The 22,840-nt window shown below is 72.9% G+C and carries 17 protein-coding genes and 3 tRNA genes; 14 read left to right on the top strand and 6 right to left on the bottom strand.

Translation table 11 applies throughout. The features are described 5' to 3' along the window. Window positions 1-4 precede the first annotated feature (4 nt). Window positions 5-1,555, bottom strand: coding sequence for a zinc-dependent metalloprotease (locus OG218_RS06310; RefSeq protein ID WP_328292351.1), 1,551 nt, complete (start codon window positions 1,553-1,555; stop codon window positions 5-7). Between the two features lie 169 nt (window positions 1,556-1,724). On the opposite strand from OG218_RS06310, the gene OG218_RS06305 reads away from it, so the two are divergent. Beyond that, window positions 1,725-2,876 carry a YlbL family protein gene (locus OG218_RS06305; protein ID WP_328292350.1) on the top strand — a complete coding sequence of 384 codons (1,152 nt, stop codon included), beginning with the start codon at window positions 1,725-1,727 and terminating at the stop codon, window positions 2,874-2,876. On the opposite strand, the gene OG218_RS06300 is transcribed toward OG218_RS06305, so the two are convergent. Beyond that, window positions 2,877-3,470 carry a PPA1309 family protein gene (locus tag OG218_RS06300; RefSeq protein ID WP_442906371.1) on the bottom strand — a complete coding sequence of 198 codons (594 nt, stop codon included), beginning with the start codon at window positions 3,468-3,470 and terminating at the stop codon, window positions 2,877-2,879. A gap of 204 nt (window positions 3,471-3,674) precedes the next feature. Here OG218_RS06300 and OG218_RS06295 point away from each other — a divergent pair, with 204 nt between their 5' ends. The 10 genes from OG218_RS06295 (at window position 3,675) to OG218_RS06250 (ending at window position 15,034) form a co-directional block, all read left to right on the top strand. Continuing rightward, entirely contained in the window at window positions 3,675-6,731 is a 3,057-nt protein-coding gene (locus OG218_RS06295; RefSeq protein WP_442906370.1) for a UPF0182 family membrane protein, read from the top strand. A gap of 55 nt (window positions 6,732-6,786) precedes the next feature. Further along, window positions 6,787-6,863, top strand: a tRNA-Met gene (locus OG218_RS06290). A 94-nt stretch (window positions 6,864-6,957) separates the two neighbouring features. Next, window positions 6,958-7,034, top strand: a tRNA-Met gene (locus OG218_RS06285). 109 nt (window positions 7,035-7,143) lie between these two features. Continuing rightward, window positions 7,144-7,220, top strand: a tRNA-Met gene (locus tag OG218_RS06280). A gap of 83 nt (window positions 7,221-7,303) precedes the next feature. Further along, window positions 7,304-8,701, top strand: coding sequence for a 3' terminal RNA ribose 2'-O-methyltransferase Hen1 (locus OG218_RS06275; RefSeq protein ID WP_328292347.1), 1,398 nt, complete (start codon window positions 7,304-7,306; stop codon window positions 8,699-8,701). Next, window positions 8,698-11,262 carry a polynucleotide kinase-phosphatase gene (locus tag OG218_RS06270; protein WP_328292346.1) on the top strand — a complete coding sequence of 855 codons (2,565 nt, stop codon included), beginning with the start codon at window positions 8,698-8,700 and terminating at the stop codon, window positions 11,260-11,262. The genes OG218_RS06275 and OG218_RS06270 overlap by 4 nt, the downstream gene beginning before the upstream one ends. Window positions 11,263-11,379: 117 nt before the next feature. Beyond that, complete coding sequence (locus tag OG218_RS06265; protein ID WP_328292345.1) at window positions 11,380-12,003, top strand: hypothetical protein; 624 nt, start codon at window positions 11,380-11,382, stop codon at window positions 12,001-12,003. Window positions 12,004-12,091: 88 nt separating this feature from the next. Then, window positions 12,092-13,231, top strand: a complete 1,140-nt coding sequence (locus OG218_RS06260) for a sensor histidine kinase (RefSeq protein WP_328292344.1) — start codon at window positions 12,092-12,094, stop codon at window positions 13,229-13,231. 23 nt (window positions 13,232-13,254) lie between these two features. Next, window positions 13,255-13,908, top strand: coding sequence for a response regulator transcription factor (locus OG218_RS06255; RefSeq protein ID WP_328292343.1), 654 nt, complete (start codon window positions 13,255-13,257; stop codon window positions 13,906-13,908). Window positions 13,909-14,071: 163 nt separating this feature from the next. Next, window positions 14,072-15,034, top strand: coding sequence for a hypothetical protein (locus OG218_RS06250; protein ID WP_328292342.1), 963 nt, complete (start codon window positions 14,072-14,074; stop codon window positions 15,032-15,034). A 65-nt stretch (window positions 15,035-15,099) separates the two neighbouring features. Here OG218_RS06250 and OG218_RS06245 read toward each other — a convergent pair whose 3' ends face one another. Then, window positions 15,100-17,058: an anthranilate synthase family protein gene (locus tag OG218_RS06245; protein ID WP_328292341.1), complete on the bottom strand. Its 1,959-nt coding sequence runs from the start codon at window positions 17,056-17,058 to the stop codon at window positions 15,100-15,102. 240 nt (window positions 17,059-17,298) lie between these two features. Between OG218_RS06245 and OG218_RS06240 the strand changes: the two genes are divergently transcribed. Then, the gene (locus OG218_RS06240; protein ID WP_328292340.1) at window positions 17,299-18,723 is read left to right on the top strand and encodes a glucose-6-phosphate dehydrogenase; all 1,425 of its coding nucleotides are present in this window, start codon (window positions 17,299-17,301) and stop codon (window positions 18,721-18,723) included. Between the two features lie 14 nt (window positions 18,724-18,737). Beyond that, window positions 18,738-19,187 (top strand): GNAT family N-acetyltransferase, encoded by a 450-nt coding sequence (locus OG218_RS06235; protein WP_328292339.1) that lies wholly within the window; start codon window positions 18,738-18,740, stop codon window positions 19,185-19,187. On the opposite strand, the gene OG218_RS06230 is transcribed toward OG218_RS06235, so the two are convergent. Both OG218_RS06230 and OG218_RS06225 read right to left on the bottom strand, forming a co-directional pair. Further along, complete coding sequence (locus OG218_RS06230; protein ID WP_328292338.1) at window positions 19,171-19,857, bottom strand: SemiSWEET family transporter; 687 nt, start codon at window positions 19,855-19,857, stop codon at window positions 19,171-19,173. The two genes, OG218_RS06235 and OG218_RS06230, sit on opposite strands and share 17 nt — an antisense overlap. A 71-nt stretch (window positions 19,858-19,928) precedes the next feature. Then, window positions 19,929-21,008 (bottom strand): mechanosensitive ion channel family protein, encoded by a 1,080-nt coding sequence (locus OG218_RS06225; protein WP_328292337.1) that lies wholly within the window; start codon window positions 21,006-21,008, stop codon window positions 19,929-19,931. Between the two features lie 174 nt (window positions 21,009-21,182). Here OG218_RS06225 and OG218_RS06220 point away from each other — a divergent pair, with 174 nt between their 5' ends. Then, window positions 21,183-22,055: a universal stress protein gene (locus OG218_RS06220; RefSeq protein WP_328292336.1), complete on the top strand. Its 873-nt coding sequence runs from the start codon at window positions 21,183-21,185 to the stop codon at window positions 22,053-22,055. A 3-nt stretch (window positions 22,056-22,058) separates the two neighbouring features. Here OG218_RS06220 and OG218_RS06215 read toward each other — a convergent pair whose 3' ends face one another. Further along, window positions 22,059-22,832, bottom strand: coding sequence for a CPBP family intramembrane glutamic endopeptidase (locus OG218_RS06215; protein WP_328292335.1), 774 nt, complete (start codon window positions 22,830-22,832; stop codon window positions 22,059-22,061). Window positions 22,833-22,840: the final 8 nt, after the last annotated feature.

Genomic DNA, 22,840 nt, shown 5'->3' with positions numbered 1-22,840 from the left:
GGCCTCACTGCGGGCGGGGACCCTCCTGGTCGGGACCCTCGGTCCCGTCCCCGGACCCGCCGTCGAGCAGGTCGCGCAGGGCGGCGTCCATCGCGTCCCCCTCGGGTGCGGTGGTGTCGTCGGCCCCCAGACGGCGCTCGACGAAGGCCGCCGCGTCGTCGAGGTCCTCCGCCGTGGGCAGCAGGTCCGGGTGGTCCCAGACCGCGTCGCGGGCGCTGCGCCCGCCGCGGGCCAGGAGGAGCTCCCACAGCGCCGCGGCCTCCCGGGCCCGGCGCGGTCGCAGTTCCAGCCCGACGAGCACCGCGAAGGCGTGCTCCGCGGGGCCACCCGTCGCCCGGCGGCGGCGCATCGTCTCGCGCAACGCCGCGGCGTGCGGGAGGACGTGGCCCGCGGCCTCGTCGGTGACGTGGTCGACCCAGCCCTCGACGAGCGCGAGCGCCGTCTCCAACCGCGCGAGCGCGGCCTGCTGGGCGGGGGTGGACTCGGGTTCGAAGATCCCCGAGGACAGTGCCTCCTGCAGCGACTCCGGGTTGGTCGGGTCGATCTGCTGGGCCGCCTCGGCGATGCGGTCGTCGTCGACGGAGATGCCGCGGGCGAAGGACTCGACAGAGCCGAGCAGGTGGCTGCGCAGCCACGGCACGTGCGCGAAGAGTCGCTGGTGGGCGGCCTCGCGCAGTGCGAGGTAGCGGCGGACCTCGTCGAGGGGGACCTCGAGGCCCTGCGCGAAGCTGCGGACGTTCTCCGGCAGCAGCGCGGACTTCCCGGAGGGCGCCAGCGGCAGCCCGACGTCGGTGGTGGAGAGGACCTCACCGGCGAGCTGGCCGATGGCCTGCCCGACCTGCATCCCGAACACCCCACCGCCGACCTGGCGTAGCATGGCACCGGCCGAGCCGAGCATGGCGGCCATCTCCGGCGGGGCCTGCGCGGCCATCGCGTCACCCATGGCCGCGGCCACGTTCGTCGCGACGGGTTCGACCAGCTGACGCCACACCGGCATGGTCTTCTCGACCCACTCGGCGCGGCTCCAGGCCTCCAGGGTGCCCGCGGCGGCCTCGAGGTCGGTCTGGCCGTCGAGCCAGAGGTCGGCCACGCGCAGCGCGTCCTCGACCTCGCGGCGGTCGACGGCGTTGGGCGTGGGGTCGCCGTCCTGCGCGGCGGCCTGGCGGGCGAGGTCGTGGGCGACGTCCCAGTTGACGGGGGCGTCGGAGCCGCTGGAGAGGAACTTCTGCAGCTGGCCGAGGACCTGGCCCATCACGGCCGGGTCGAAGCCGGCCTCGCCGAAGCCGGGGATGCCCTGCATGCCCGCGGGGAAGCCCGGGATCTGCCCACCGGGGAACTGCCCACCGGGGAACTGGCCGCCGAAGAGGGGACCGAGCAGGTCCTCGAGCGGGTTGCCGCTGGACGGCCCGGGTCCGGGATCCTTCTTGCCCGGTGCGCCGGAAGGCCGGAACCCGGGCTGGCCGCCGCGCTCCTCGGGGAGCTGCTCGCCGCGGGTCTCCTCGGCGTCGCCCTCGCCCTCGGGACGTTCCCGTCCCTCGTCGTCTCGCTGGTCCACCGTGTCCTCCGCATCGTCGACCGGCCCGCGTCGTGTCGGCGCGGTCCGGCTCGGTCCTCCTGCAGGTCGTCTCCCATGATGACGCCCCGCACCCGGAGCGACGACCGGCGGGCGGTGTGCGTTCCGCCTCCCGCGTCTTCTTCACCCTCGGCGAACGTAGGCTGAGGTGGTGTCGAGCGCGTCCCCCGGTGAGTCGATCGCTTCGCCCGAGCCCGGGGGGTCCTCCGCGGCGCTGCCCCGGGGGCGCTCCACCGCGCTGAGCCCGCGGGGCACGCTGCTGGCCGTCTCCGCCTTCACCGCGGTGCTGATCGCCGCGCTGCTGAGCGTCGTGCACGTCCCGTACGTGGCCTTGAGCCCCGGACCCGTCACGGACGTCATCGCCGGCGCGACGAAGGACACGAAGGGTCTGATCAGCATCTCGGGGCGCGAGACCTACCCCACGACGGGGCAGCTGGACCTGACGACGGTCTCGCTGCGCGGGGGTCCCGGTCTGGAGATGACGCTGGGGGAGCTGCTCGCCGACTGGGTCGACCCGGCCGTGAACGTCGTCCCGCGCGCGCTGTACTTCCCGCCGACCCAGACCCAGCAGGAGGCCGACGCGGCCAGCGCGGCCGAGATGACCGGTTCGCAGACCAACGCGAAGGTCGCGGCCCTCACCGAGCTCGGGATCGAGGTCCCCGCGACGACGACCACCCAGGTGGACTCGGTGGCCTCCGACGCCCCGGCCGGCGCGGTCCTCCGCGCCGGCGACGTCATCACGACCCTCGACGGGACCGCCATCGCGGACTTCCCGGCGCTGCAGAGCGCGATCCGCGCCCTCCCCGGTGACGCCGAGGTGAGCATCGGGCTGACCCGCGGCGGGAAGCCGCTGACCGTCGCGACGAGGACGGTCAGCGCGAACGGGACGACGCTGCTGGGGATCACCCCCTACGTCGACTACCGCTTCCCGTTCACCATCGACATCGCCATCGACGACGTGGGCGGCCCGAGCGCGGGCACGATGTTCGCGCTCGGCATCGTCGACGAGCTGACCCCGGGCGCGATGACCGGGGGGCAGCACATCGCCGGCACCGGAGCCATCGACGCCGACGGCACGGTCGAGCAGATCGGCGGCCTGCGCCAGAAGGTGCTGGGGGCGCAGGCCGACGGAGCCACGTGGTTCCTGGCCCCGCGCGCGGAGTGCGCCCAGGTCGCGGGCGCCACCCCCGACGGCATCACGGTCGTCCCGATCTCGACCCTGCACGAGGCCCGCACCGCCGTCGAGGCGATCGGCGCGGGCAAAGGCTCCACCCTCACCACCTGCGACGACGCCTCGTCGTGATCAGTCGGAGAGGGTGGCCTGCAGGGCGCTGACGAGGCCGGGGACGAGGTCGGCACCCGTCCGGACCTCGCCGTCGGAGTCCTTGGAGCGCGAGCGCACGGCGCACTCGTGGCGACTGTCGCGCAGCACGCCGACGGCGATCCGGACGTCCTCGGCCAGCGGGTGCGCGGCGAGGGCCTTCGCGCGACCCTCCTCGTCGTCGGCGGAGGTCGCGGCCCGGACCTCGGCCTCGGCGTCCGGCGGGACGAGGATCTTCTCCACGACCAGCGCGGCCCCGTCGACGCCGTCGGGCCAGGCGAGCTGCGCGAGCAGGTCGTCGAGGTCGGCGACGTCGGGAACGCCCTCCTGCTCGACGGAGGTGAGGTGGTCGGCGTCCGCACGGGCCTCGTCGACGACGTTGGACGGCAGGCGCCACTCCAGGCCGGGATCGCGCTGGAGCGCGTCCGCGGTGCGCACGAGGGCGAACAACCGCAGCGGCGCTCCCCAGCCGTCGGAGGCGACGTAGCGCTCGATCTCGGCGACGGTCCGCCACAGGCCCGAGGGGCCGGAGGAGGGGGGCGGGGAGGTCAACGCGTCGGAACTCACGGCCCGCATGGTGGCACGAACGACCGGCCGGCCGCCTCCACGTCGCCGCTCGCGGCCCGGGAAGGCCCCGTCAGGTCACCGGATCTGCACCGGGCGTGCACGTTCACCGCCCAGCGACCCGGTCGTGACAGGAGGGTGACAACGAAGTGGTCACGATGCGTGGAACCGGGACGACTCGGGGCACCCGGACGGGGGCTTGTAAGTTGCAGAACTGTGAGCTTCCCCCCGCGCCGCCCCTCTCGGCCTGTGCTCCGGCGTCGTCGCCGTGGCGCAGCCCTGCCGACCATCCTGATCCTGGTGGGGGTGGTCATCGCCGTGATGGTCGGCGCCCGCATCACGGCCGACGTGTGGTGGTTCGACGAGCTGGGCTTCCTGTCCACCTTCACGACGAAGCTGTGGCTGCAGATCGTCCTCTTCGTCGTCGGGGGCGGGCTGCTCGCGGCGGCCGTCGCGGTGTCGCTGACGATCGGGTACCGCTCCCGTCCCGTCTACGCGCCCGTCTCCACCGAGCAGGCCGGTCTCGACCGCTACCGCGAGTCGCTGGAACCGCTGCGCCGCGTCGTGGTGATCGTGCTGTCGGTGGCCGCGGGGCTCTTCGGCGGGTCGGTGGCGATGAGCCGCTGGCAGACCCTGCTGCTGTGGTGGAACCGCGTCGACTTCGGCACGAAGGACGAGCAGTTCCAGATGGACCAGGGCTTCTACGTCTTCTCGTTGCCGTGGTTCACGTTCCTCGTGAGCTTCCTCACCGCGGCCGTCGTGCTCGCCGGCATCGGCGGGCTGGCCGCCCACTACCTCTACGGCGGGCTGCGCCTCTCCGGCGGCGGTGACCGCACCACCCGCGCGGCCCGGATCCACCTGGCCTCCCTCGCGGCCGCCTTCCTGCTGCTGCGCGCCGTCGGGTACTGGCTGGACCGCTACGAGGTGATGACGAGCAGCTCCGGCTACGTCACCGGGGTCGTCGGTCCGACCTACACCGACGCCAACGCGGTGCTCCCGGCGAAGGCGATCCTGGCGCTCATCGCCATCGTCGTCGCCCTGCTCTTCGTCGCTGCCGCCGTCGGCTCGTCGTGGCGGCTGCCCGCGATCGGGACGGGCCTGCTCGTGGTGAGCGCCATCGCGATCGGCGGCATCTACCCGTGGGCCGTGCAGAAGTTCCAGGTGACCCCGAACCGGCAGAGCCTCGAGTCGGACTTCGTGAAGAAGAACATCGACGCGACCCGGGACGCCTACGACCTCTCCGACGTCGAGGTCTCCGACTACGCCGCGAACACCACGGCCACCCAGGGGCAGTTGTCGGCCGACGCGCAGACGATCCCCAGCGTCCGCCTGCTCGACCCCGCGGTCGTCGGCGAGGCGTTCCAGCAGACCCAGGGACAGCGCGGGTACTACAAGTTCGGCGACACCCTCGACGTCGACCGCTACGCCACCGAGAGCGGGACCCAGGACGCGGTCGTCGCCGCCCGCGAGCTGAACCTCGCGGGGCTGGCCCCCAACCAGCGGACCTGGGTCAACGAGCACACCATCTACACCCACGGCTACGGCGTCGTCGTCGCCCAGGGGAACTCCCGCGCCCCCGACGGCAGCCCCAGCTACCTCGAGGCCAACGTCCCGACCACGGGTGACCTCGGCCTGGACCAGCCCCGGATCTACTTCGGGGAGGGCACGACGGACTACTCCGTCGTCGGCGGCAAGGACAACGAGATCGACTACCCCGACGGTTCGGCGACGGGGTTCGCCACGACCCAGTACGACGGGTCCGGCGGCGTCGCCGTCGGGAACCTGCTCCAGAAGCTGGTGTACGGGCTGAAGTTCGGGGACCAGAACCTCCTGCTGTCCAGCTCGGTGACCGCGGACTCGAAGATCCTCTACGACCGCACCCCGCGCGAGCGGGTCGAGAAGGTTGCGCCCTGGCTGACCATGGACGGTGACGCCTACCCCTCGATCGTCGACGGCCGGGTCGTCTGGATCCTCGACGGGTACACGACCTCGAGTTCCTTCCCCTACGCAGCGGCGACCGAACTCGGCGACGCCACCACGGACGCGCTGACCCAGTCCCAGGGCAGCAGCGTGCAGGCGTTGCAGGACCGCACGGTCAACTACGTGCGGAACTCGGTGAAGGCCACCGTCGACGCCTACACGGGCAAGGTGTCCCTCTACGAGTGGGACGACACCGACCCGGTGCTCAAGGCCTGGATGAAGGCGTTCCCCGACGCGGTGAAACCCCTCGCCGACGTCGACGAGTCGCTCATGCAGCACCTGCGCTACCCGCAGGACATGTTCAAGGTCCAGCGCGAGGTCCTGGAGAAGTACCACGTGACCGACCCGTCCTCCTTCCTCACCGGTCAGGACTTCTGGAACGTCCCCGCAGACCCGACCGTGGAGGTGCCGACCGGTGCCACCCGGCCCAAGCAGCCGCCGTACTACCTGACGCTGGCGATGCCGGACCAGCAGGAGCCGACGTTCAGCCTGACCACGACGTACGTGCCGGCCTCGAACGCGAACACCTCGGGCACCCAGGTGCTGCGTGGTTTCGTCGCGGTCGACTCCAACGCCGGAGCCGAGACGGGGGTCAAGAACGCCGGGTACGGCAAGATCCGGCTGCTGGAACTCCCGCAGTCGACGACGATCAACGGCCCCGTGCAGATCCAGAACAACATCAACTCCGACACCGCGGTGGCCGACCAGGTCCGGCTGCTGACCCTCGGCGGCGGGTCGACGGTCAAGTACGGGAACCTGCTGACGCTGCCCGTGGGTGGCGGTCTGCTCTACGTCGAACCGATCTACGCGCAGAGCACCGGCGACAACTCCTTCCCGCGCCTCAGCCGCGTCGTGGCGGTGTTCGGCGACACCATCGCCATCGACACCACCCTGGACGGGGCGCTGAAGAAGGTGTTCGGTGGCAACGCCGGGGCGACCGCGGGTGACGCGGGGACGGCCCCCTCCACCGGGGCCACCCCGACGGGCACCCCGACGGCCGGCGCGACCGGGACACCCACCGGGAGTCCCACGGGGAGCCCCACGACCGGTGACCCCGCGACCGAGCTGCAGCAGGCGCTGAACACGGCCAAGCAGGCCATCCAGGACTCCTCGGCCGCCCTCGCCGCGGGCGACTTCACCAAGTACGGCGAGGCGCAGCAACGCCTCACCGCCGCCGTCAACGACGCGAGCGCGGCCCAGAACCGCCTCGAGGGCGGTGACGGCAGCAGCCCGTCGGCCAGTCCGTCCTCCTCGGCCGCGCCGCCGGACCCCACAGGCACCCCCACCCCCTGACCCCAGGGGGAGGATTTGGCCCCGCGGCCGTCGTGGCGTAACGTGGTGTTCACGACGCGGGGTGGAGCAGCTCGGTAGCTCGCTGGGCTCATAACCCAGAGGTCGCAGGTTCAAATCCTGTCCCCGCTACCAGTAGGACGAAGGCCCGGACCAGACGGTCCGGGCCTTCGTCGTTCCCCCGGCGATTTGGGCTCACCCCGTTCGTGGCGTACCGTGAGGACCACGACGCGGGGTGGAGCAGCTCGGTAGCTCGCTGGGCTCATAACCCAGAGGTCGCAGGTTCAAATCCTGTCCCCGCTACCAGTAGGACGAAGGCCCGGACCAGACGGTCCGGGCCTTCGTCGTTCGCGGTACTGCTCTCCCGCAACGGATTTTGCCGTGCGGCCGAGGTGGCGTACCGTTGTCATCACGACGCGGGGTGGAGCAGCTCGGTAGCTCGCTGGGCTCATAACCCAGAGGTCGCAGGTTCAAATCCTGTCCCCGCTACCAGTAGGACGAAGGCCCGGACCACACGGTCCGGGCCTTCGTCTTTTCCCGTGCGCCGGAGCCGCCATCCGTGATCAGCTGGACCGGTGATCCTGACCCTCACCGCACAGCGACCGGCGCCCGACGTGCCCGCGGGCGACCTCGGGTTCCTGCTGCACAAGCACCCCGACCGTGTCCTCACCACCGAGCAGGGCGCGGTGACCACGCACGTGTTCTACCCGGAGAACACCCCGGAGCAGACCACGCTCGCGGTGCTGCTGGAGGTCGACCCGGTCGGGCTGGTCCGCTCGGCCCGCGGGGACACGCAGAGCGTGCTGGGGCAGTACGTCAACGACCGCCCCTACGCGGCGTCCAGCATGCTCGCCGTCGCCCTCGGCCGGACCTTCTCCACCGCCCTCGCCGCGCGCTGCACCTCGCGTCCGGAGCTCGTGGACCTGCGCTGGCCGTTGCAGGTCCGCTTCCCCGCCGTCCCCGCCCGACACGGCGGCGCCGACCTGGTGCGCCGGCTCTTCGAGCCGCTGGGCTGGAGCGTCACCACCCGCGACCTGCCGCTGGACGAGACGGTGCCGACGTGGGGGACCTCGCGCTACGTCGACCTCGAACTCGTCGGCCGCGCGCGGATCGCCGACGTCCTGGCGCAGCTCTACGTCCTGCTGCCCGTCCTGGACGACGCCAAGCACTACTGGGTGGGAGAGGAGGAGATCGACAAGCTCGTGCGTCGCGGCGGCGACTGGCTCGCGGCCCACCCCGAGCGGGACCTCATCACCGCCCGCTACCTCGCCCACCGCCGCCACCTCGTGGTGGACGCCCTCGACCGGCTCGTCGACGTCGACGGCACCGCGGGCCCCGTCGAGGAACCCGAGGACGCCGAGGTGCGGGTTCCGCTCAAGGAGCACCGTCGCGCCGCGATCCTCGCCGTCCTGCGCGAGTCCGGCGCCGCCCGGGTCGCCGACCTCGGCTGCGGACAGGGGCAGCTCGTGGCCGCCCTGGCCGCCGACGCGCAGTACACCTCGATCCTCGGCACGGACGTGTCCGTGCGGGCGCTGCAGCAGGCCGCGCGCCGCCTCCACCTGGACCGGATGCCGGACCCCGACCGCGTGCGGCTGTTCCAGTCCGCCCTCACCTACCGCGACGAACGGCTGAACGGCCTCGACGCGGCCGTCCTCTCCGAGGTCGTCGAGCACGTCGACCCGCCCCGGCTGCCCGCCCTGGAACGGGTCGTCTTCGGTGAGGCCGCCCCCACGACGGTGATCGTCACGACCCCCAACGCGGAGTACAACGTGAACTACCCCGACCTGTTCGAGAACGGGTTCCGCCACGCCGACCACCGCTTCGAGTGGACCCGCGCCGAGTTCGCGCAGTGGGCCGGCGGCGTCTGCGCCCGGTTCGGCTACTCCGTCGCCACGCTCGGGGTCGGTGACGAGGACCCCGCCGTGGGGACCCCGACGCAGCTGGCCGTGTTCAGCAAGGGGGTCGCCGCGTGAGCCGCGAACTGACCGTCCCCGCGATGAGTCTCGTCGTCCTCATCGGGACCACCGGGTCGGGGAAGTCCACCTTCGCCCGCCGCCACTTCAAGGCCACCGAGGTCGTCTCCAGCGACTGGGCCCGCGGTGTCGTCGCCGACGACGAGAACGACCAGTCCGCCACCAAGGACGCGTTCGAGGTCCTCGACTTCATCGTCGGCAAGCGCCTCGCCGCGGGCCGCCTCACCGTGGTCGACGCGACGAACGTCCAGCAGTCCGCGCGGAAGTCGCTCGTCGCGCTGGCCCGCGCGCACGACGTGCTGCCCGTCGCGATCGTCCTCGACCTGCCCGAGGCGGTCAGCGCGGAACGCAACCGCCACCGCGCCGACCGCGACTTCGGTCCGCACGTCCTGCGCCGCCAGCAGGCCGACCTCAAGCGCAGCCTCAAGGGGTTGCCGCGCGAGGGGTTCCGCACCGTGCACGTGCTGCGCGACCCCGCCGAGGTCGACGACGTCACCGTCACCCGCACCCGCCTCTACACCGACCGCCGCGACGAGACCGGTCCCTTCGACGTCGTCGGCGACGTCCACGGCTGCCGCGAGGAACTCCTCGACCTGCTCGGGCGGCTGGGCTACGGTCTCGTCCACGACGAGGAGGGGCGGGCCGTCGACGCACTGCCCCCGGCGGGGCGGCGGGCGGTGTTCGTCGGCGACCTCGTCGACCGCGGGCCCGACACCCCCGGTGTCCTGCGCCTGGTGATGGGGATGGTCGCCCACGGCCACGCGCTCTGCGTCCCCGGCAACCACGAGCACAAGCTGCTGCGCGCCCTGCGAGGTCGTGACGTGCAGGTCACCCACGGGCTGGCGGAGTCCCTGGAGCAGCTCGCCGCGGAGACCGAGGAGTTCCGCGCGGGCGTGGTGGAGTTCCTGGACTCCCTGGTCTCGCACTACGTCCTCGACGAGGGCCGGCTGGCCGTCGCGCACGCCGGGGTCCTGGAGAGGTACCAGGGGCGCGCCTCGGGTCGCGTCCGCGACTTCTGCCTCTACGGCCAGACCACGGGGGAGACCGACGAGTTCGGGCTGCCCGTCCGCTACCCGTGGGCGAACGACTACCGCGGTCGCGCGACCGTCGTCTACGGCCACACCCCGGTCCCGGAACCGGAGTGGGTCAACGGGACGATCTGCGTCGACACCGGCTGCGTCTTCGGCGGCCACCTCACGGCGCTGCGCTGGCCGGAGAAGGAACTCGTCTCCGTCGCCGCCCGGGCGGTCCACCACGCACCGGCCCGCCCGTTCCCCGTGGCCGGGACGCTGTCACCGCAGAGCGCGGTGCTGCGCGACCCCGACGTCCTCGACATCGGCGACGTCCAGGGCCGCCGCGTCGTGGAGACCGCCGACCACGGTCGCATCAGCGTCCGGGAGGAGAACGCCGCCGCCGCGCTCGAGGTCGTGTCCCGCTTCGCTCTCGACCCGCGCTGGCTGATCCACCTGCCGCCCACCATGTCGCCCGTCGCGACGTCGAAGCGGGAAGGGTTCCTCGAGCACCCCGACGAGGCGTTCAGCGCGTTCGCCGCCGACGGCGTCGACACCGTGGTGTGCGAGGAGAAGCACATGGGATCGCGGGCGCTGGTCCTGCTCTGCCGGGACGAAGAAGCTGCCGTGCAACGCTTCGGCGCACCCGGTGGAGCGCTGGGGGCGATCTGGACCCGCACCGGGCGCAGCTTCTTCGACCCCGCGCTGACCGCGGCGCTCGTCGAGGAGCTGCGGACCGCCGCCGAGGCGGCCGGGTTGTTCGAGGAGTTCGACACCGGCTGGCTGCTGCTCGACGCCGAACTGCTGCCCTGGAGCGCGAAGGCGGGTCCGCTGCTGCGCGAGCAGTACGCCTCCGTCGGGGCGGCCGGTCGCTCGGCGCTGCCCTTCGCCGTGGGCGTCCTGGAGCAGGCCGCCGGGCGCGGGCTCGACCTCGGGGACCTGCTGTCGCGCACCGCGTCCCGCGCCACCAACGTCGCCGCCTTCACCGACGCCTACCGGCGCTACTGCTGGCCGACGGACGGGCTGGACGGGGTGCGGCTGGCCCCCTTCGCGCTGCTCGGCGCGGCCGGGCACACCTTCGCCGACCGCCCGCACGACTGGCACCTGGGGATCGCCGACCGCCTCGTCGCCGTGGCCCCGGACCGGATCGCGCCGACCCGGCGGATCGTGGTCGACACCGCCGACGCGGAGTCGAGCGCCTCCGGGGTCGCCTGGTGGAGCGAGCTCACCGACGCCGGGGGCGAGGGGATGGTCGTGAAACCCCTCGCCAACCGGGTCCGCACCCGGCGGGGACTCGTCCAGCCCGGCCTCAAGGTCCGGGGCCGGGAATACCTGCGCATCGTCTACGGCCCCGACTACACCGAACCCGCGAACCTCGAGCGGATCCGGCAGCGCAGTCTCGGCCGGAAGCGGTCGCTGGCCCTGCGCGAGTACGCCCTCGGCCTGGAGGGGCTGGAACGGGCCGCCCGGGCCGAGCCGCTGTGGCGCGTGCACGAGTGCACCTTCGCCGTCCTGGCGCTGGAGTCCGAACCCGTGGACCCCCGCCTCTGAGGACCACCCCCTACCTGGGTCGCACGTGCAGGCGGCTCCGGTGGGGGACGACGCCCGTGGGCCCGAACCGGTTGACTGGCGTCGTCGCTGCGGGAGTCGAGAGGTCGGGTGGTTCGGGTGGACGTGCTGGTGGGGACGCCGTACGCGGTGCTGGCGCCCGCGATGGTGCTGGAGGGGCCGGTGGCGACGTTCGCCGGCGGCACCCTGGTCGGGGCCGGTCACGCGGCGCTGCTCCTGGTGTGGTTGCTGGCCTTCGGGATCGACCTGCTCCTCGACAGCGGGCTCTACCTGCTCGGGCGGGCCGGTCGCCGGGCCGGGGGCCACCCGTGGGTCGCGCGCCTCAGCGCGAAGCTCGGCTTCACCCCGGACCGTCAGGACCTGCTGTGCCGCAAGGCTTCCGACCACCTCGGGACGGTCGTCGCCGGGGCGAAGCTCGTCGACGTGGGTGCCGTGCCGGCCTTCCTCGCCGCCGGCTACGCCGCCGTCGGCTACCGCCGGTTCCTCGGCTGGACGGCACTGCTGACCGCCGTGCGGGTCAGCGTCCTCGTCGGGCTCGGCATGCTGACGGGGGAGCACCTCGCGGCCCGCGTGGAGGGGATCCTCGACCGGCCCTGGCTCGCGGTGCTCGCCGGGCTGGCCGTCGCCGGTCTCCTGCTGGGGGTCAAGACCGTCGTCGGGGCCGCGCTGGCGAGGATCCGATCGGGAGGTGGGCTCCTTGCTGCGTCGTTCCAGCCGGCCTGAGCCGCCGGTCCGGGCGCCCCGGACCCGGCCGCGTCTGCCTCGTCCACCCCGGGTCCCCGAGGCGCTGCGGCCGCTCCTCTCCGGCCGGGTGGCCGTGGTGCTCCTGGCGGTGGCGCTGTACGCCGTCGGGGCTCCGGTGGACGCCGCGGTGCACGGGGTTCCGGCCGGGTGGGCGCTGGCCGCCGTCCTGATGCAGTGCGGCGGTCTCGTGCTCGTGCTCTTCCGGGCCGACCTCGGGGTCATCGCGGCGCTCACCGGGGTGCTGCTCGTCGCGGTGGGGGCCGACCCCCAGGCCGGGCCGTGGCCCTGGACGGTCCCCTCGCTGCTGACGTTCGCCGCGCTGCTGCTGGTCCTGGGGGTGCGGCGGTTGTGGCGGGTCGGGGTGACCGCGTGGGTGGGCAGCCTCGCGCTCACCGTCGCCGTGGCCGGGCTGTTCGGCGGGTTCTCCGACGACTCCGGCGCGAACCTCGTCGTCTACGGCTCGAACTCCCTGCTGGCGCTGGGGATCGGCAGCGCCGTCGGCGCACGTCGACGGGTGCGCGAGGAACTGGCCCGCTCGCGCCGCGACACCGAGCTCGAGCAGTCCCGGCGGGTCGTCGTCGAGGAGCGCAACCGCATCGCCCGCGAACTGCACGACGTCGTCGCGCACAGCATGTCCGTCATCGGCGTCCAGGCCACGACGGCGCAGTACCGCATCCCGGACCTCTCCCCGGCGGCCCGGGCCGAGTTCGACGACATCGCCGCCCAGTCGCGCACCGCGCTGGCCGAGATGCGGACGCTGCTCGGGGTGCTGCGCAGCCGCTCCGACGGGGTCGAACTCGCCCCGCGGTCCGGAATGGACGGGCTCGTGGAACTCGTCGAAGGCGCCCGCCGGGCGGGATCGGACGTCCGGGTGCGCGTCGACCCGTCGCTGCGGGACCCGTCGCTGCCGTCGGCCCTGGGGATCGCCGTGCACCGGATCGTGCAGGAGGGGCTCTCCAACGTCGTGCGGCACGCGACCGGGGCGGGCGTCGAGGTCAGCGTGCTGCGCACCGACCCCGGGGTCGTCGTCGAGGTCCGCAACGGCGTCGCTCCCGAAGGTTTCCCGCCCGCCCCCGATTCCGGCGGGCATGGGCTGGTCGGCGTGCGGGAACGGGCGTCGCTGCTGGGCGGCTCGGTGAGCGCGGAGCCCACCCCCGACGGTGGGTTCCTCCTGCGGGTGTCCCTGCCGTGGGAACCTGGGGTGTGAGCTCCTCGGGAACGGTACGGGCCGTGGTCGTCGACGACCAGGCGATGATCCGGGCGGGGTTCTCCGCCCTGCTGGACGCCCAGCCCGGGATCGAGGTCGTCGGGCAGGCCGCCGACGGTGAACAGGCCGTGGAGGTCGTGACCGCGGTGCACCCCGACGTGGTGCTGATGGACGTCCGGATGCCCGTCCTCGACGGGCTCGGCGCGACCCGCGCGATCCTCGCCGCGGGGCTCGACCCGGCGCCGAAGGTGCTGGTGCTGACGACCTTCGACATCGACGACTACGTGTTCTCGGCCCTGCAGGCCGGCGCCAGCGGGTTCCTGCTCAAGGACGCCACGCCCGAGGTCCTCGTCGACGCCGTGCGGGCCGTCGCGGTGGGCGACTCGCTGCTCTCACCGGGGATCACGAAACGCCTCATCGAGCACTTCGTCGCCACCCGCACCCGCGGCGTGAACGTCCCCGCGGCCGTCGCCGACCTCACCCCGCGCGAACGCGAGGTGCTCGTCTGCATCGCCCGCGGGTTGTCCAACCAGGAGATCGCCGCGGAACTGTTCATCGCCGAGCAGACGACCAAGACCCACGTCAGCCGCATCCTCACCAAGCTCGGGCTGCGTGACCGCGTCCAGGCCGTCGTGCTCGGCTACGAGATCGGGTTGGTCAGCCCCGGCCACCCCTGACCAACTCCTGGGAGACTTTCCACCCTTCCGGGGTCGGTGAAGGGTGGAACGTTCCCCAGAAGTTGCCGAGGCAGGGGTCATCCCGGTGTGCACAGGCTGAGTGCGGACGGCGCTCTGTGGACGAACCGGTGAGCGTCGCGTCGACCTCTCGCACCATCGACGGATGCCGCGTCGTCCCCGGGTACCCAGTGCCCTCGCCCGCCACCCGTTCACGGTGGCTCAGGCCCTCGACGCGGGTCTGTCCCGACGCCAGCTCGAGTCCGCGGTGTGGCGTCGGTTGCACACCGGGGTGTACGTGCACCGCGACGTCGCCGTCGACGACGCGGTGCGGGTGCACGCCCTGCGGTTGGCGGCCCCGGGCGGGGTGGTCTTCGCCGGTCTGACCGCGGCGTGGATCCACGGGGTGTGGACCCCGCCGCCGGGAGTCGACGTTCCGCTCGTCACCATCCGGGGGCCGGCCGGGGCCGGGATCGAGCGGGCGGTGCACCGGTCCCGTCGGCAGGTGCTGCGCGCGGAGGACGACGACACGGTGGTCGTCGGTGGAGTTCTCGTCACCAGCCGGATCCGGACGGTGTTCGACCTCCTCCGCGACGTCCCGCTGGTCGAGCGGGTGTCCGTCCTCGACACGTTCGCCGCCGCCGGGCTGGACCTGGCCCTGTTCGCCGAGTACCTGGAGAGGCACCGTCGATGGCCCGGCGTGGACTACGCCCGGACCGCGTTGTCCCTCTGCCACGGTGCGTCCCGCTCCGTGGGGGAGAGCCGGTTGCGGATGTGTGTCGTCCTGGCCGGGTTGCCCGAGCCCTGGGTGAACCCGTCCCTCCTCCTCACCACCCCGGACGGGTCGCTCCTGCGGTTCCCCGACCTCCTGGTCCGGGGGCGACGTCGCGTGTTCGCCCTCGAGTTCGACGGCGGGTACCACGACGACCTCCGGCAGCGCGACGCCGACGCCACCCGCGAGAGGCTGCTCGTGGTGCAGGCCGACCTTCCCGTGCTGCGGTACCGCTGGGCGAACCTGTGGCCGGCGCAGCGGGTCATGCTCGAGATCGCTCGCGCCATCGAGTGGCCGCCGATGAACGACCTGCGACCGGCCGACTTCGCCCGTCCCCGGCACCGGCTCCCGTGGTGAGCACTCCTGGGGAGTTTCCCACCCTTCCACCCTGTGGGAAGGGTGGAAAACTTCCCAGGAGTTGGTCAGGGGGAGGTGAGCAGGGGTTCGACCAGGGAACGCAGGACGTCCGGGCCGCCGAGGGTCAGGACGGACTCGGGGTGGAACTGGATCCCGGCGAAACCCTCCCCGCGCACGGCGACGACCTCGTCGGCGGGACCGGTCGCGACGTGGATGCCCTCACCCGCGAGGCGTGCGATGGACGCCTCGTCGACCCGTGCGGTGAAGCTGTTGTAGAACCCGACGGTCGCCGCCGTGCCGAACAGGTCGACGTCGAGCTGGGTGCCCTGGTGGGGAGCGTTCTTGCGGCGCAACGGGAGACCCAGAGTTCCGGACAGCAGCTGGTGCCCCAGGCACACCCCGAGCAACGGGTTCCCGCCGGAGCGCGCGGCGGCCGACAACCGCGCGGCGAGTTCCTGCAACCGCGCGATCCGCGGGTCGCCGGAGTCCTCCGGGTCACCCGGGCCGGGACCGAGCAGCACCAGACCGTCGTGCGCGGCGAGCTCCGCGTCCAGCGTCGGGTCGTCGTAGCGCAGCACCCGGGCCTGCAACCCGGCCGAGGCCAGCAGGTGCACGAGCATCGAGGTGAACGTGTCTTCGGCGTCGATGACCAGGGCCCGACCCAGGGGCGAACCGCTCGGCTGCTTCTGCGGTTCGAGCCAGAACGACGCGAGCCGGTCGCGGCGGGAGGCCAGCAACGTCGCGACCCGCGGGTCGGCGATGAGCGGGACCCGGCGGACGGGCGCCCCGTCGGCTCCGGTGCGGGGCGGCAGCGGGGGCAGCGCCCCGAGCGCGCGCAGCACCCCGGCGGACTTCGCGTGCGTCTCCGCGACCTCGCCCTCGGGGGTGGAACCCCGCACCAGGGTGGCGCCGACCGAGACCCGGACGGTGGCGGTGGAACCCTGCGCGCGGACGTCGGCCGTGCGGATGAGGATGGGGGAGTCGAGGGTCTGGGTGCCCTCGGCGTCGGTGCCCAGCAGCGCCAGCGCGCCGGCGTAGTACCCGCGTCCCGAGGGTTCGAACCGACGGATGACCCGGCACGCGCTCTGCAACGGGCTGCCCGTCACGGTGGCGGCGAACATGGTCTGGCGCAGCACCTCCCGGGCGTCGAGGGTGGTCTGACCGCGCAGTTCGAACTCGGTGTGGGCGAGGTTCGCCATCTCGCGCAGGTACGGACCGTGCACGACGCCGCCGAGGTCACCGACCGAGCACATCATCTTGAGTTCCTCGTCGACCACCATGAAGAGTTCCTCGACCTCCTTGGGGTCGGTGAGGAACTCCACGAGACCGTCGGCGTCGGGGCCGGTCGCGGGGTAGCGGTAGGTGCCGGAGATCGGGTTCATCACGACCTCGCCGCGGGCCATCCGGACGTGGACCTCGGGACTCGCCCCGACCAACGTCCGCGACGTGCTGCGATCTGCTCCGGTGTCCCCGGGGACGTGGACCACGAACGTCCAGTAGGCACCCTGCTCGGCGACGAGCAGGCGGCGGAAGAGGCTCAGCGCGGTCGTCGCGCTGAACCCGTCGATGACGCCGTCCACGTCGCGGCGGATGACGAAGTTCGCGCCCGAGCCCTGCGCGATCTCCTCGTCGATGATGCGGCGCACGACGGCGGCGTAGTCCTCGTCGGAGAGGTCGGGCGCGACGTCGCGCACCGCGACCTCGGCGTCGGGCAGCGCCCGCAGCGCGTCCTCGAGCGCGAGGTCCTCGGTGGAGTCGATGCGCAGGACCTGCAGGGGGGTGCCGTCGTCGTGGACGTCGAACCCGCGTTCGCGGATCTGGCGGAACGGCACGAGGGCCAGGGCGTCGCGGGAGGTGCGCTCACGCAACGGGATGTCGGCCAGGTGTTCGACGACCTCGACAGGTCCGCGCAGGACCTCGACGGGTCCGGGCCGGCCGCTGCGCGGGTCCAGGCGGCGCAGCAGTGCGAAGGGACCGGCGCCGGGCGCCAGCAGTTCCGCGATCAGTTCGTCAGCGGGTGTCATCAGGGGTTCTCTCCTCGAGGGGCTGGGGGAGCCGACCGTCGAGGGGACCGTCACGGGAAGGCCTCCTCGACGAGGCGGCCACCGGGACGGGCTAGCGTCAGGCGACCGCCGACACCCACCACCACGCACCGCTGCACAGCGCGTGGGCGCTGTCGGCGGAGGCTCCCCGGAGGGACGCAGTGGTGGTCATGGGACCACCTTAGCCCCCGGTGCGCGACCCGGGACAAGTACCGTTCGCACGTGACCACCGCACCGCAGACAGCGCAGTCCAGCACCGACCGGCCCACGATCTTCGTCATGTACGGGGCGTCGGGCGACCTCTCCCGCCGGCTCGTGTCCCCGGCGTTCTTCGAGCTGGCCCGCCTCGGCCGGCTCCCGCAGCAGTGGCGACTCGTCGGCAGCGGACGCCGCGACCTGTCCCACGACGAGTTCCGCGAGTTCATCCGCGAAGCGCTCGAGGAGTTCGGGCCGCAGCCCGCCGACGGCCCCTGGGACGACTTCGCGCAGCACCTGCTCTTCGCCGGTGGCGGGTTCAGCGAGGAGGACCCGGGCGCGCTGCTCGACGTGCTCGCCCAGGCCCGCGAGGACCTGGACGGCGACGCGCAGGTCGTGCACTACCTCGCCGTCCCGCCGGACGCGTTCCTGCCCACCACCAAGGCCTTCGCGGCGCACGGCCTCGTCGAAGGTGCCCGCGTCGTCTACGAGAAGCCCTACGGCACCTCGCTGGAGACCTTCGAGGAGCTCGACACCGAGGTGCAGCGCGTCTTCGATGAGTCGCAGGTGTTCCGGATCGACCACTTCCTCGCCTTCGAGGCCCAGCAGGACGTCATCCACGCGCGGTTCGCGAACCCGTGGCTGTCCTCGATCTGGAACAACACCCACGTCGCCCAGGTGCAGGTCGACATCGCCGAGACCCTCGACGTCGCGCAGCGCGCGAGCTTCTACGACGCGACCGGCGCGTTCCTCGACATGATCGTCACCCACCTGTTCCAGATGGCCGCGACCGTCGCGATGGAACCCCCGGCCGACCTCGGCCCGGGGGCGTTGCAGGCCGCGCGTGACGCTGCGCTGCAGGACTTCCGCGAACTCGACCCGGCCGAGGTCGTCCTCGGGCAGTTCGAGGGCTACACCGCGATCGATGGCGTCCCGGAGGACTCGCAGACCGACACCCTGGCCGCGTGCCGGGTGTGGATCGACAACGACCGCTGGCGCGGGGTGCCGTTCCTGCTGCGCTCGGGCAAGAAGATGACCGCCGACGAGCAGCGCGTCACCCTCGTGCTGAAGGCCCCGGCCGACGGCCCCTACGCGGGGGCCGACGTCCAGCCCGCCACGGTCAGCTTCTCGCTGCTCGACGGCGGCGCGATCGACGTCTCGATGACCGTGCGCACCCCCGGTGTGGCCGGCGGCACCGTCGACGGCACCGCGACGCTGCCGCTGCCGGGTCTCGACGGTCAGCAGCCCGCGCTGCCCTACGTCCACCTCATCGAGCACGTCCTCACCGGCGACCGATCGCTGTTCACCGGGGTCGAGGGGCTGCGGGCCGCGTGGACCGCCATCGACCGGTTCTCCGCGAACCGTCCGGCGGTCGAGTCCTACGCGCCGGGCACCTGGGGCCCGGCGTCGGTCGAGGCACTGGCGGAGCCGGGGCAGTGGATCCTGCGGTAGTCCTGCGGCGCGCGGTGGACGGTGACGCAGGGGAACTGCTCACCGTCCAGCGCGCGGCCTTCGTCAGCGAGGCCCAGCGCTACGGAGACCCCTCCATGCCCCCGTTGCGCGAGGACCTCGACGCGGTCCGCGCGGCGATCGGGGAACAGGTCGTGCTCGTCGCCCTGCGCGGCACCCGCCTCGTCGGGGCCGTCCGCGGACGGGTCGAGGGGAGCACCGCCCACGTGGGGCGTCTCGCCGTCGCCCCCGACCAGCAACGGCAGGGGCTGGGATCCGCCCTGCTCGGTGCCCTCGAAGAGGCGCTGCCGCAGGGGATCACCGAGCTGCGGTTGTTCACCGGCGGGGATTCCGCGGCGACCATCGCCCGCTACGAACGAGCCGGCTACGTCCGGGCCGGCGAGTCCGTCGACGACCACGGCACCACCCTGGTCCACCTGGTGAAGGCGGTCACGCCGCCAGCGTGAGGGTGGCCCGACGGGCCAGGACCAGCGGGCGGACGAGGAGGCGGCCCGGGACGCCGAAGCGGCCCTCGTGCAGGGCGCGCGCGACCGCCAGGGGCGGGCAGCGCCGCGAGAGGACCACCCCGGCCAGCACGGCGGAGACGACGGAGCAGACCACGACGGAGGGCTGCTGCGTCCCGAGGCCGTAGACCGCCCACAGCGTCGCCGACAGCTGGGTCAGGACGAACGACGCGGGCGCGAGGCCGTGCAGCGGTTCGCGGCGCAGGACGGTGCGGACCTGGGGCAGCATCTTCACCAGCGAGACCGCGGTGGCGACCACGCCGACGAGGGCCGGACCCCCGAGGAGGAACGCCACCGCGACGAGCGGGACCCAGGCCGCCACGCACACCAGGGCCGGGGTCAGGGCGACGCCGAGACGACGGGCGGCGAGGACGACGGTCACGACCGCGCAGGCGAGCCCGGGGACGTTCGCGACGAGCTGGGCCGGGTCGAGCAGCAGGAACCCGTAGGTCAGCCAACTGCCGGAACTCAGCACGCCCAGGACCGCGGAGGAGAAGGACAGGCCACTGGCGTCGGGGCTGCGCAGCAGGCGGAGCACCTGCGGCACCCCCGTGAGGATGCCGATGGCGGCGGCGACGAGACCGAGGGAAGGGATCAACAGGGCGAAGGGCACGTGCCTGTGTGTCGACGCGCCCCCCGGCACCCCTTGAGCGGGTCACCGCTCCGGCCGCGTTGAGAGCTGCGTCACACCGTCCGTGAGGTGCGGTGACCCTCCTGCTGCGGGATGTGGACGGCCCGCGGGGTGTCCATCCGGACCTTGGGCAGGGCGCCCGGGTGCTCGCGGCGCAGGAGGGCGACGAGTTCCTCGCGCACCGCGCAGCGCAGGTCGAAGAGTTCCCCGCCCGAGTTCGCGCTGACCAGCACCCGGAAGGAGACGAACGAGTTCCGCGCGTCGGTCACCTGCAGCGCGTAGGTCTGGCCGTTCCAGAGCGGGTGGGCCGTCACGAAGGCCTCGGCGTGGGCACGGACCTCGTCGAAGGGGACGGTCCAGTCGACGTCGAAGTCGACGCTGCCGATGATGTCGGAGGAGTTCCGCGTCCAGTTCGCGAACGGCGTCGTCGTGAAGTACGTGGAGGGCAGGATGAGGCGCCGCTGGTCCCACAGCTTCACCACGACGTAGGTGAGGGTGATGTCCTCGATGTTGCCCCACTCCTCCTCGACGACGACGACGTCGTCGACGCGGATCCCGTCGGTGAAGGCGATCTGCAACCCGGCGAAGATGTTCGCCAGCGAGGTCTGCGCGGCCAGGCCGGCGACCACCGAGAGCAAGCCGGCGGAGGCGAGCACGCTGGCGCCCGCGCCGCGCGCACCGGGGATGGTCAGCAGCATCGAGGCGACGGCGACGACGATGATGAGGGCGACCGCGACGCGCTTGACCAGCTGCACCTGGGTGCGGCGCTGGCGCTGGCGGCGGTTGTCCTTGACGTCGATCCGGTAGCGCAGCAGCAGGACGTCCTGGACGACGTTCGCGGCGACCACCGCCAGCCAGGCCCCGAAGGCGACGGTCAGCAGGGTCAGGACGAAGAACGTCGGACCCTGCCAGTCGGCGGTCTGGGAGGAGATCTTCAGCGCCCACTGCGCGGCCAGGGTGGCCATGAACCCCGCGAGGGGTCGCCGTCCCCGCTGGGCGAGGGTGGCGAGGATCTCGTGGTTGCGGCCGAGGCGGCGGACACCGAGGGCGACGAGCTCGCCGACGACGGCGGCCACGACGGCGGCCACGACGGCGACGGCCAGGGTCAGCCAGACGGAGGTGCTGATGTTCACGTGGTGCGGCTCCTCAGGGATCGAGTACGGACGTCGATGTCCTGCGGACCCACCACGGTAGGTGAGCCGGGCACGTCGGAGCGGCCGAAAGCGTGTCCGTGCTGTGAAGTTCGCCGATCGCTACCCTGGTCGCGTGCAGCACCGTCCCGCGCCGGCCGACCCGCGCAGCCACGGGTGACCGTCCTCGTCGCCTACCTGCCCGAGAAGGGCGGCCGCGCCACCCTGAACCTCGGTGGGCAACTGGCACGTGCGCTCGGCGTCCCGCTGGCCGTCGCGACGGTCCTGCCCAAGCCCTGGGACACCCCCTCGACGGCGAAGGCCGACGCGCAGTTCGTCGAGTGGTCCGGATCCCTCGCGGCGCAGGCGGAGAGGTCGGCCCGGACCTACCTCGACCAGATCGCCCCCGGGGCCACCGTGCAGTTCCACGTCCGCGCGGGACGGTCCGTCTCCGCGAGCCTCATCGACCTCGCGGCCGACATCGGCGCGGCCGTCCTGGTGCTCGGCTCCTCGCCCGACGGTCACCTCGGGCAGGTGACGGTGGGGTCCACCGCGGGCCGGCTGCTGCACTCCTCACCGCTCTCGGTGGCCCTCGCCCCGCGCGGCTACCGCGGCGGGTCGCTCGCGCTGCAGCGGGTCACCTGCGCCGCGGCGGGGGAGGACGAACTCGTCGTGGCCCGCGCCCAGCAGTTCGCCGAACGGGTCGGGACGGGGCTGCGGGTGCTGACCCTCGCGGTGCGCAGCCGGACGGGGTGGAGCTCGGGGTTCGGCGTCGACGGCGACGACGAGGTCTTCGACGCCTGGCTCGAACAGGCCCACCGCAGCGTCGAGGCGCTGCGCCGCAAGGGAGCCCTGCCGCCCGACGTCACCGCCGTCGTGGGGGCCGGGCGAGGGTGGCGGGAGGCCGTCGACGCCGTCGACTGGGAACCCGGGGAACTCCTCGTGGTGGGCTCGCGGCCCAAGGGTCCGGTGGCCCGGGTGTTCCTGGGCTCGCGGGCCACGAAGATCCTGCGGCACTCGCCGGTGCCGGTCCTCGTCCTGCCCGGGTGAGGCTCAGCCGGGCAGCCAGCTGACCTTCCCGACCAGCGCCGCGTACCCGACGAACGCGACGACGTCGATGGCGGTGTGCGCGACGACGAGCGGCGTCGTCCGCCCCCACTTCTGGTAGACCCAGCCGAACACCAGCCCCATCGCGACGTTGCCGACGAACCCGCCCACCCCCTGGTAGAGGTGGTAGGAACCGCGCAGCAGCGCGCTCACGAGCAGCGCGGGCAGCCAGCGGAAACCCAGCTGCGAGAGCCGGTGCAGCAGGTACCCGGCGACGAGGACCTCCTCGAGGACGCCGTTCTCCGCGGCGGCCAGCACCGAGATCGGGATGGCCCACCAGGTGTCGGGCAGCGTCGACGCCGCGACGTTGGTGTTGAGGCCCGCACCCCGAGCCCCCAGGTACAGCACCAGCCCGCAGCCGCCGATGACGGCGGCCAGACCCAGACCCGCGAGGACGTTGCGCCCGAAGCGGGCACCGTCGAAACCCAGGGTCCGCAGGGACTCCCCGCCCCGGGCCATCAGGTAGCCCACGAGGAACACCGGGGCGAGTCCCGCCGCGATCGCGACGAGCTGCAGGGCCAGGTCCAGCCACGGCCGGTCGGGGGCGTAGCTGCCGAGCACCGTGGAGGTCTGGGCGTTGATGGCCTCGGGGGCGGTGAGGATGCCGACGAACCGGACCAGGGCGCGGACCCCGCTCATGCCGAGCGAGACCCCGAAGACGGCGACGACCTCCCAGACCAGCAGGCGCCGGGCCCGCGGATCGTCCACGACGGGGTTCACAGCAGGGT

The sequence above is a fragment of the Kineococcus sp. NBC_00420 genome (genome assembly GCF_036021035.1).
Classification (GTDB): domain Bacteria; phylum Actinomycetota; class Actinomycetes; order Actinomycetales; family Kineococcaceae; genus Kineococcus.
Note: the sequence above shows the minus strand (reverse complement) of the source record. Positions and strands in the feature narration are given on the sequence as shown.

Excerpts from the sequence above, each read along its gene's own strand:
- OG218_RS06300 (WP_442906371.1), bottom strand. The coding sequence starts at position 3,470 with ATGCGGGCCGTGAGTTCCGACGCGTTGACCTCCCCGCCCCCCTCCTCC.
- OG218_RS06245 (WP_328292341.1), bottom strand. The coding sequence starts at position 17,058 with ATGACACCCGCTGACGAACTGATCGCGGAACTGCTGGCGCCCGGCGCC.
- OG218_RS06250 (WP_328292342.1), top strand. The coding sequence starts at position 14,072 with ATGCCGCGTCGTCCCCGGGTACCCAGTGCCCTCGCCCGCCACCCGTTC.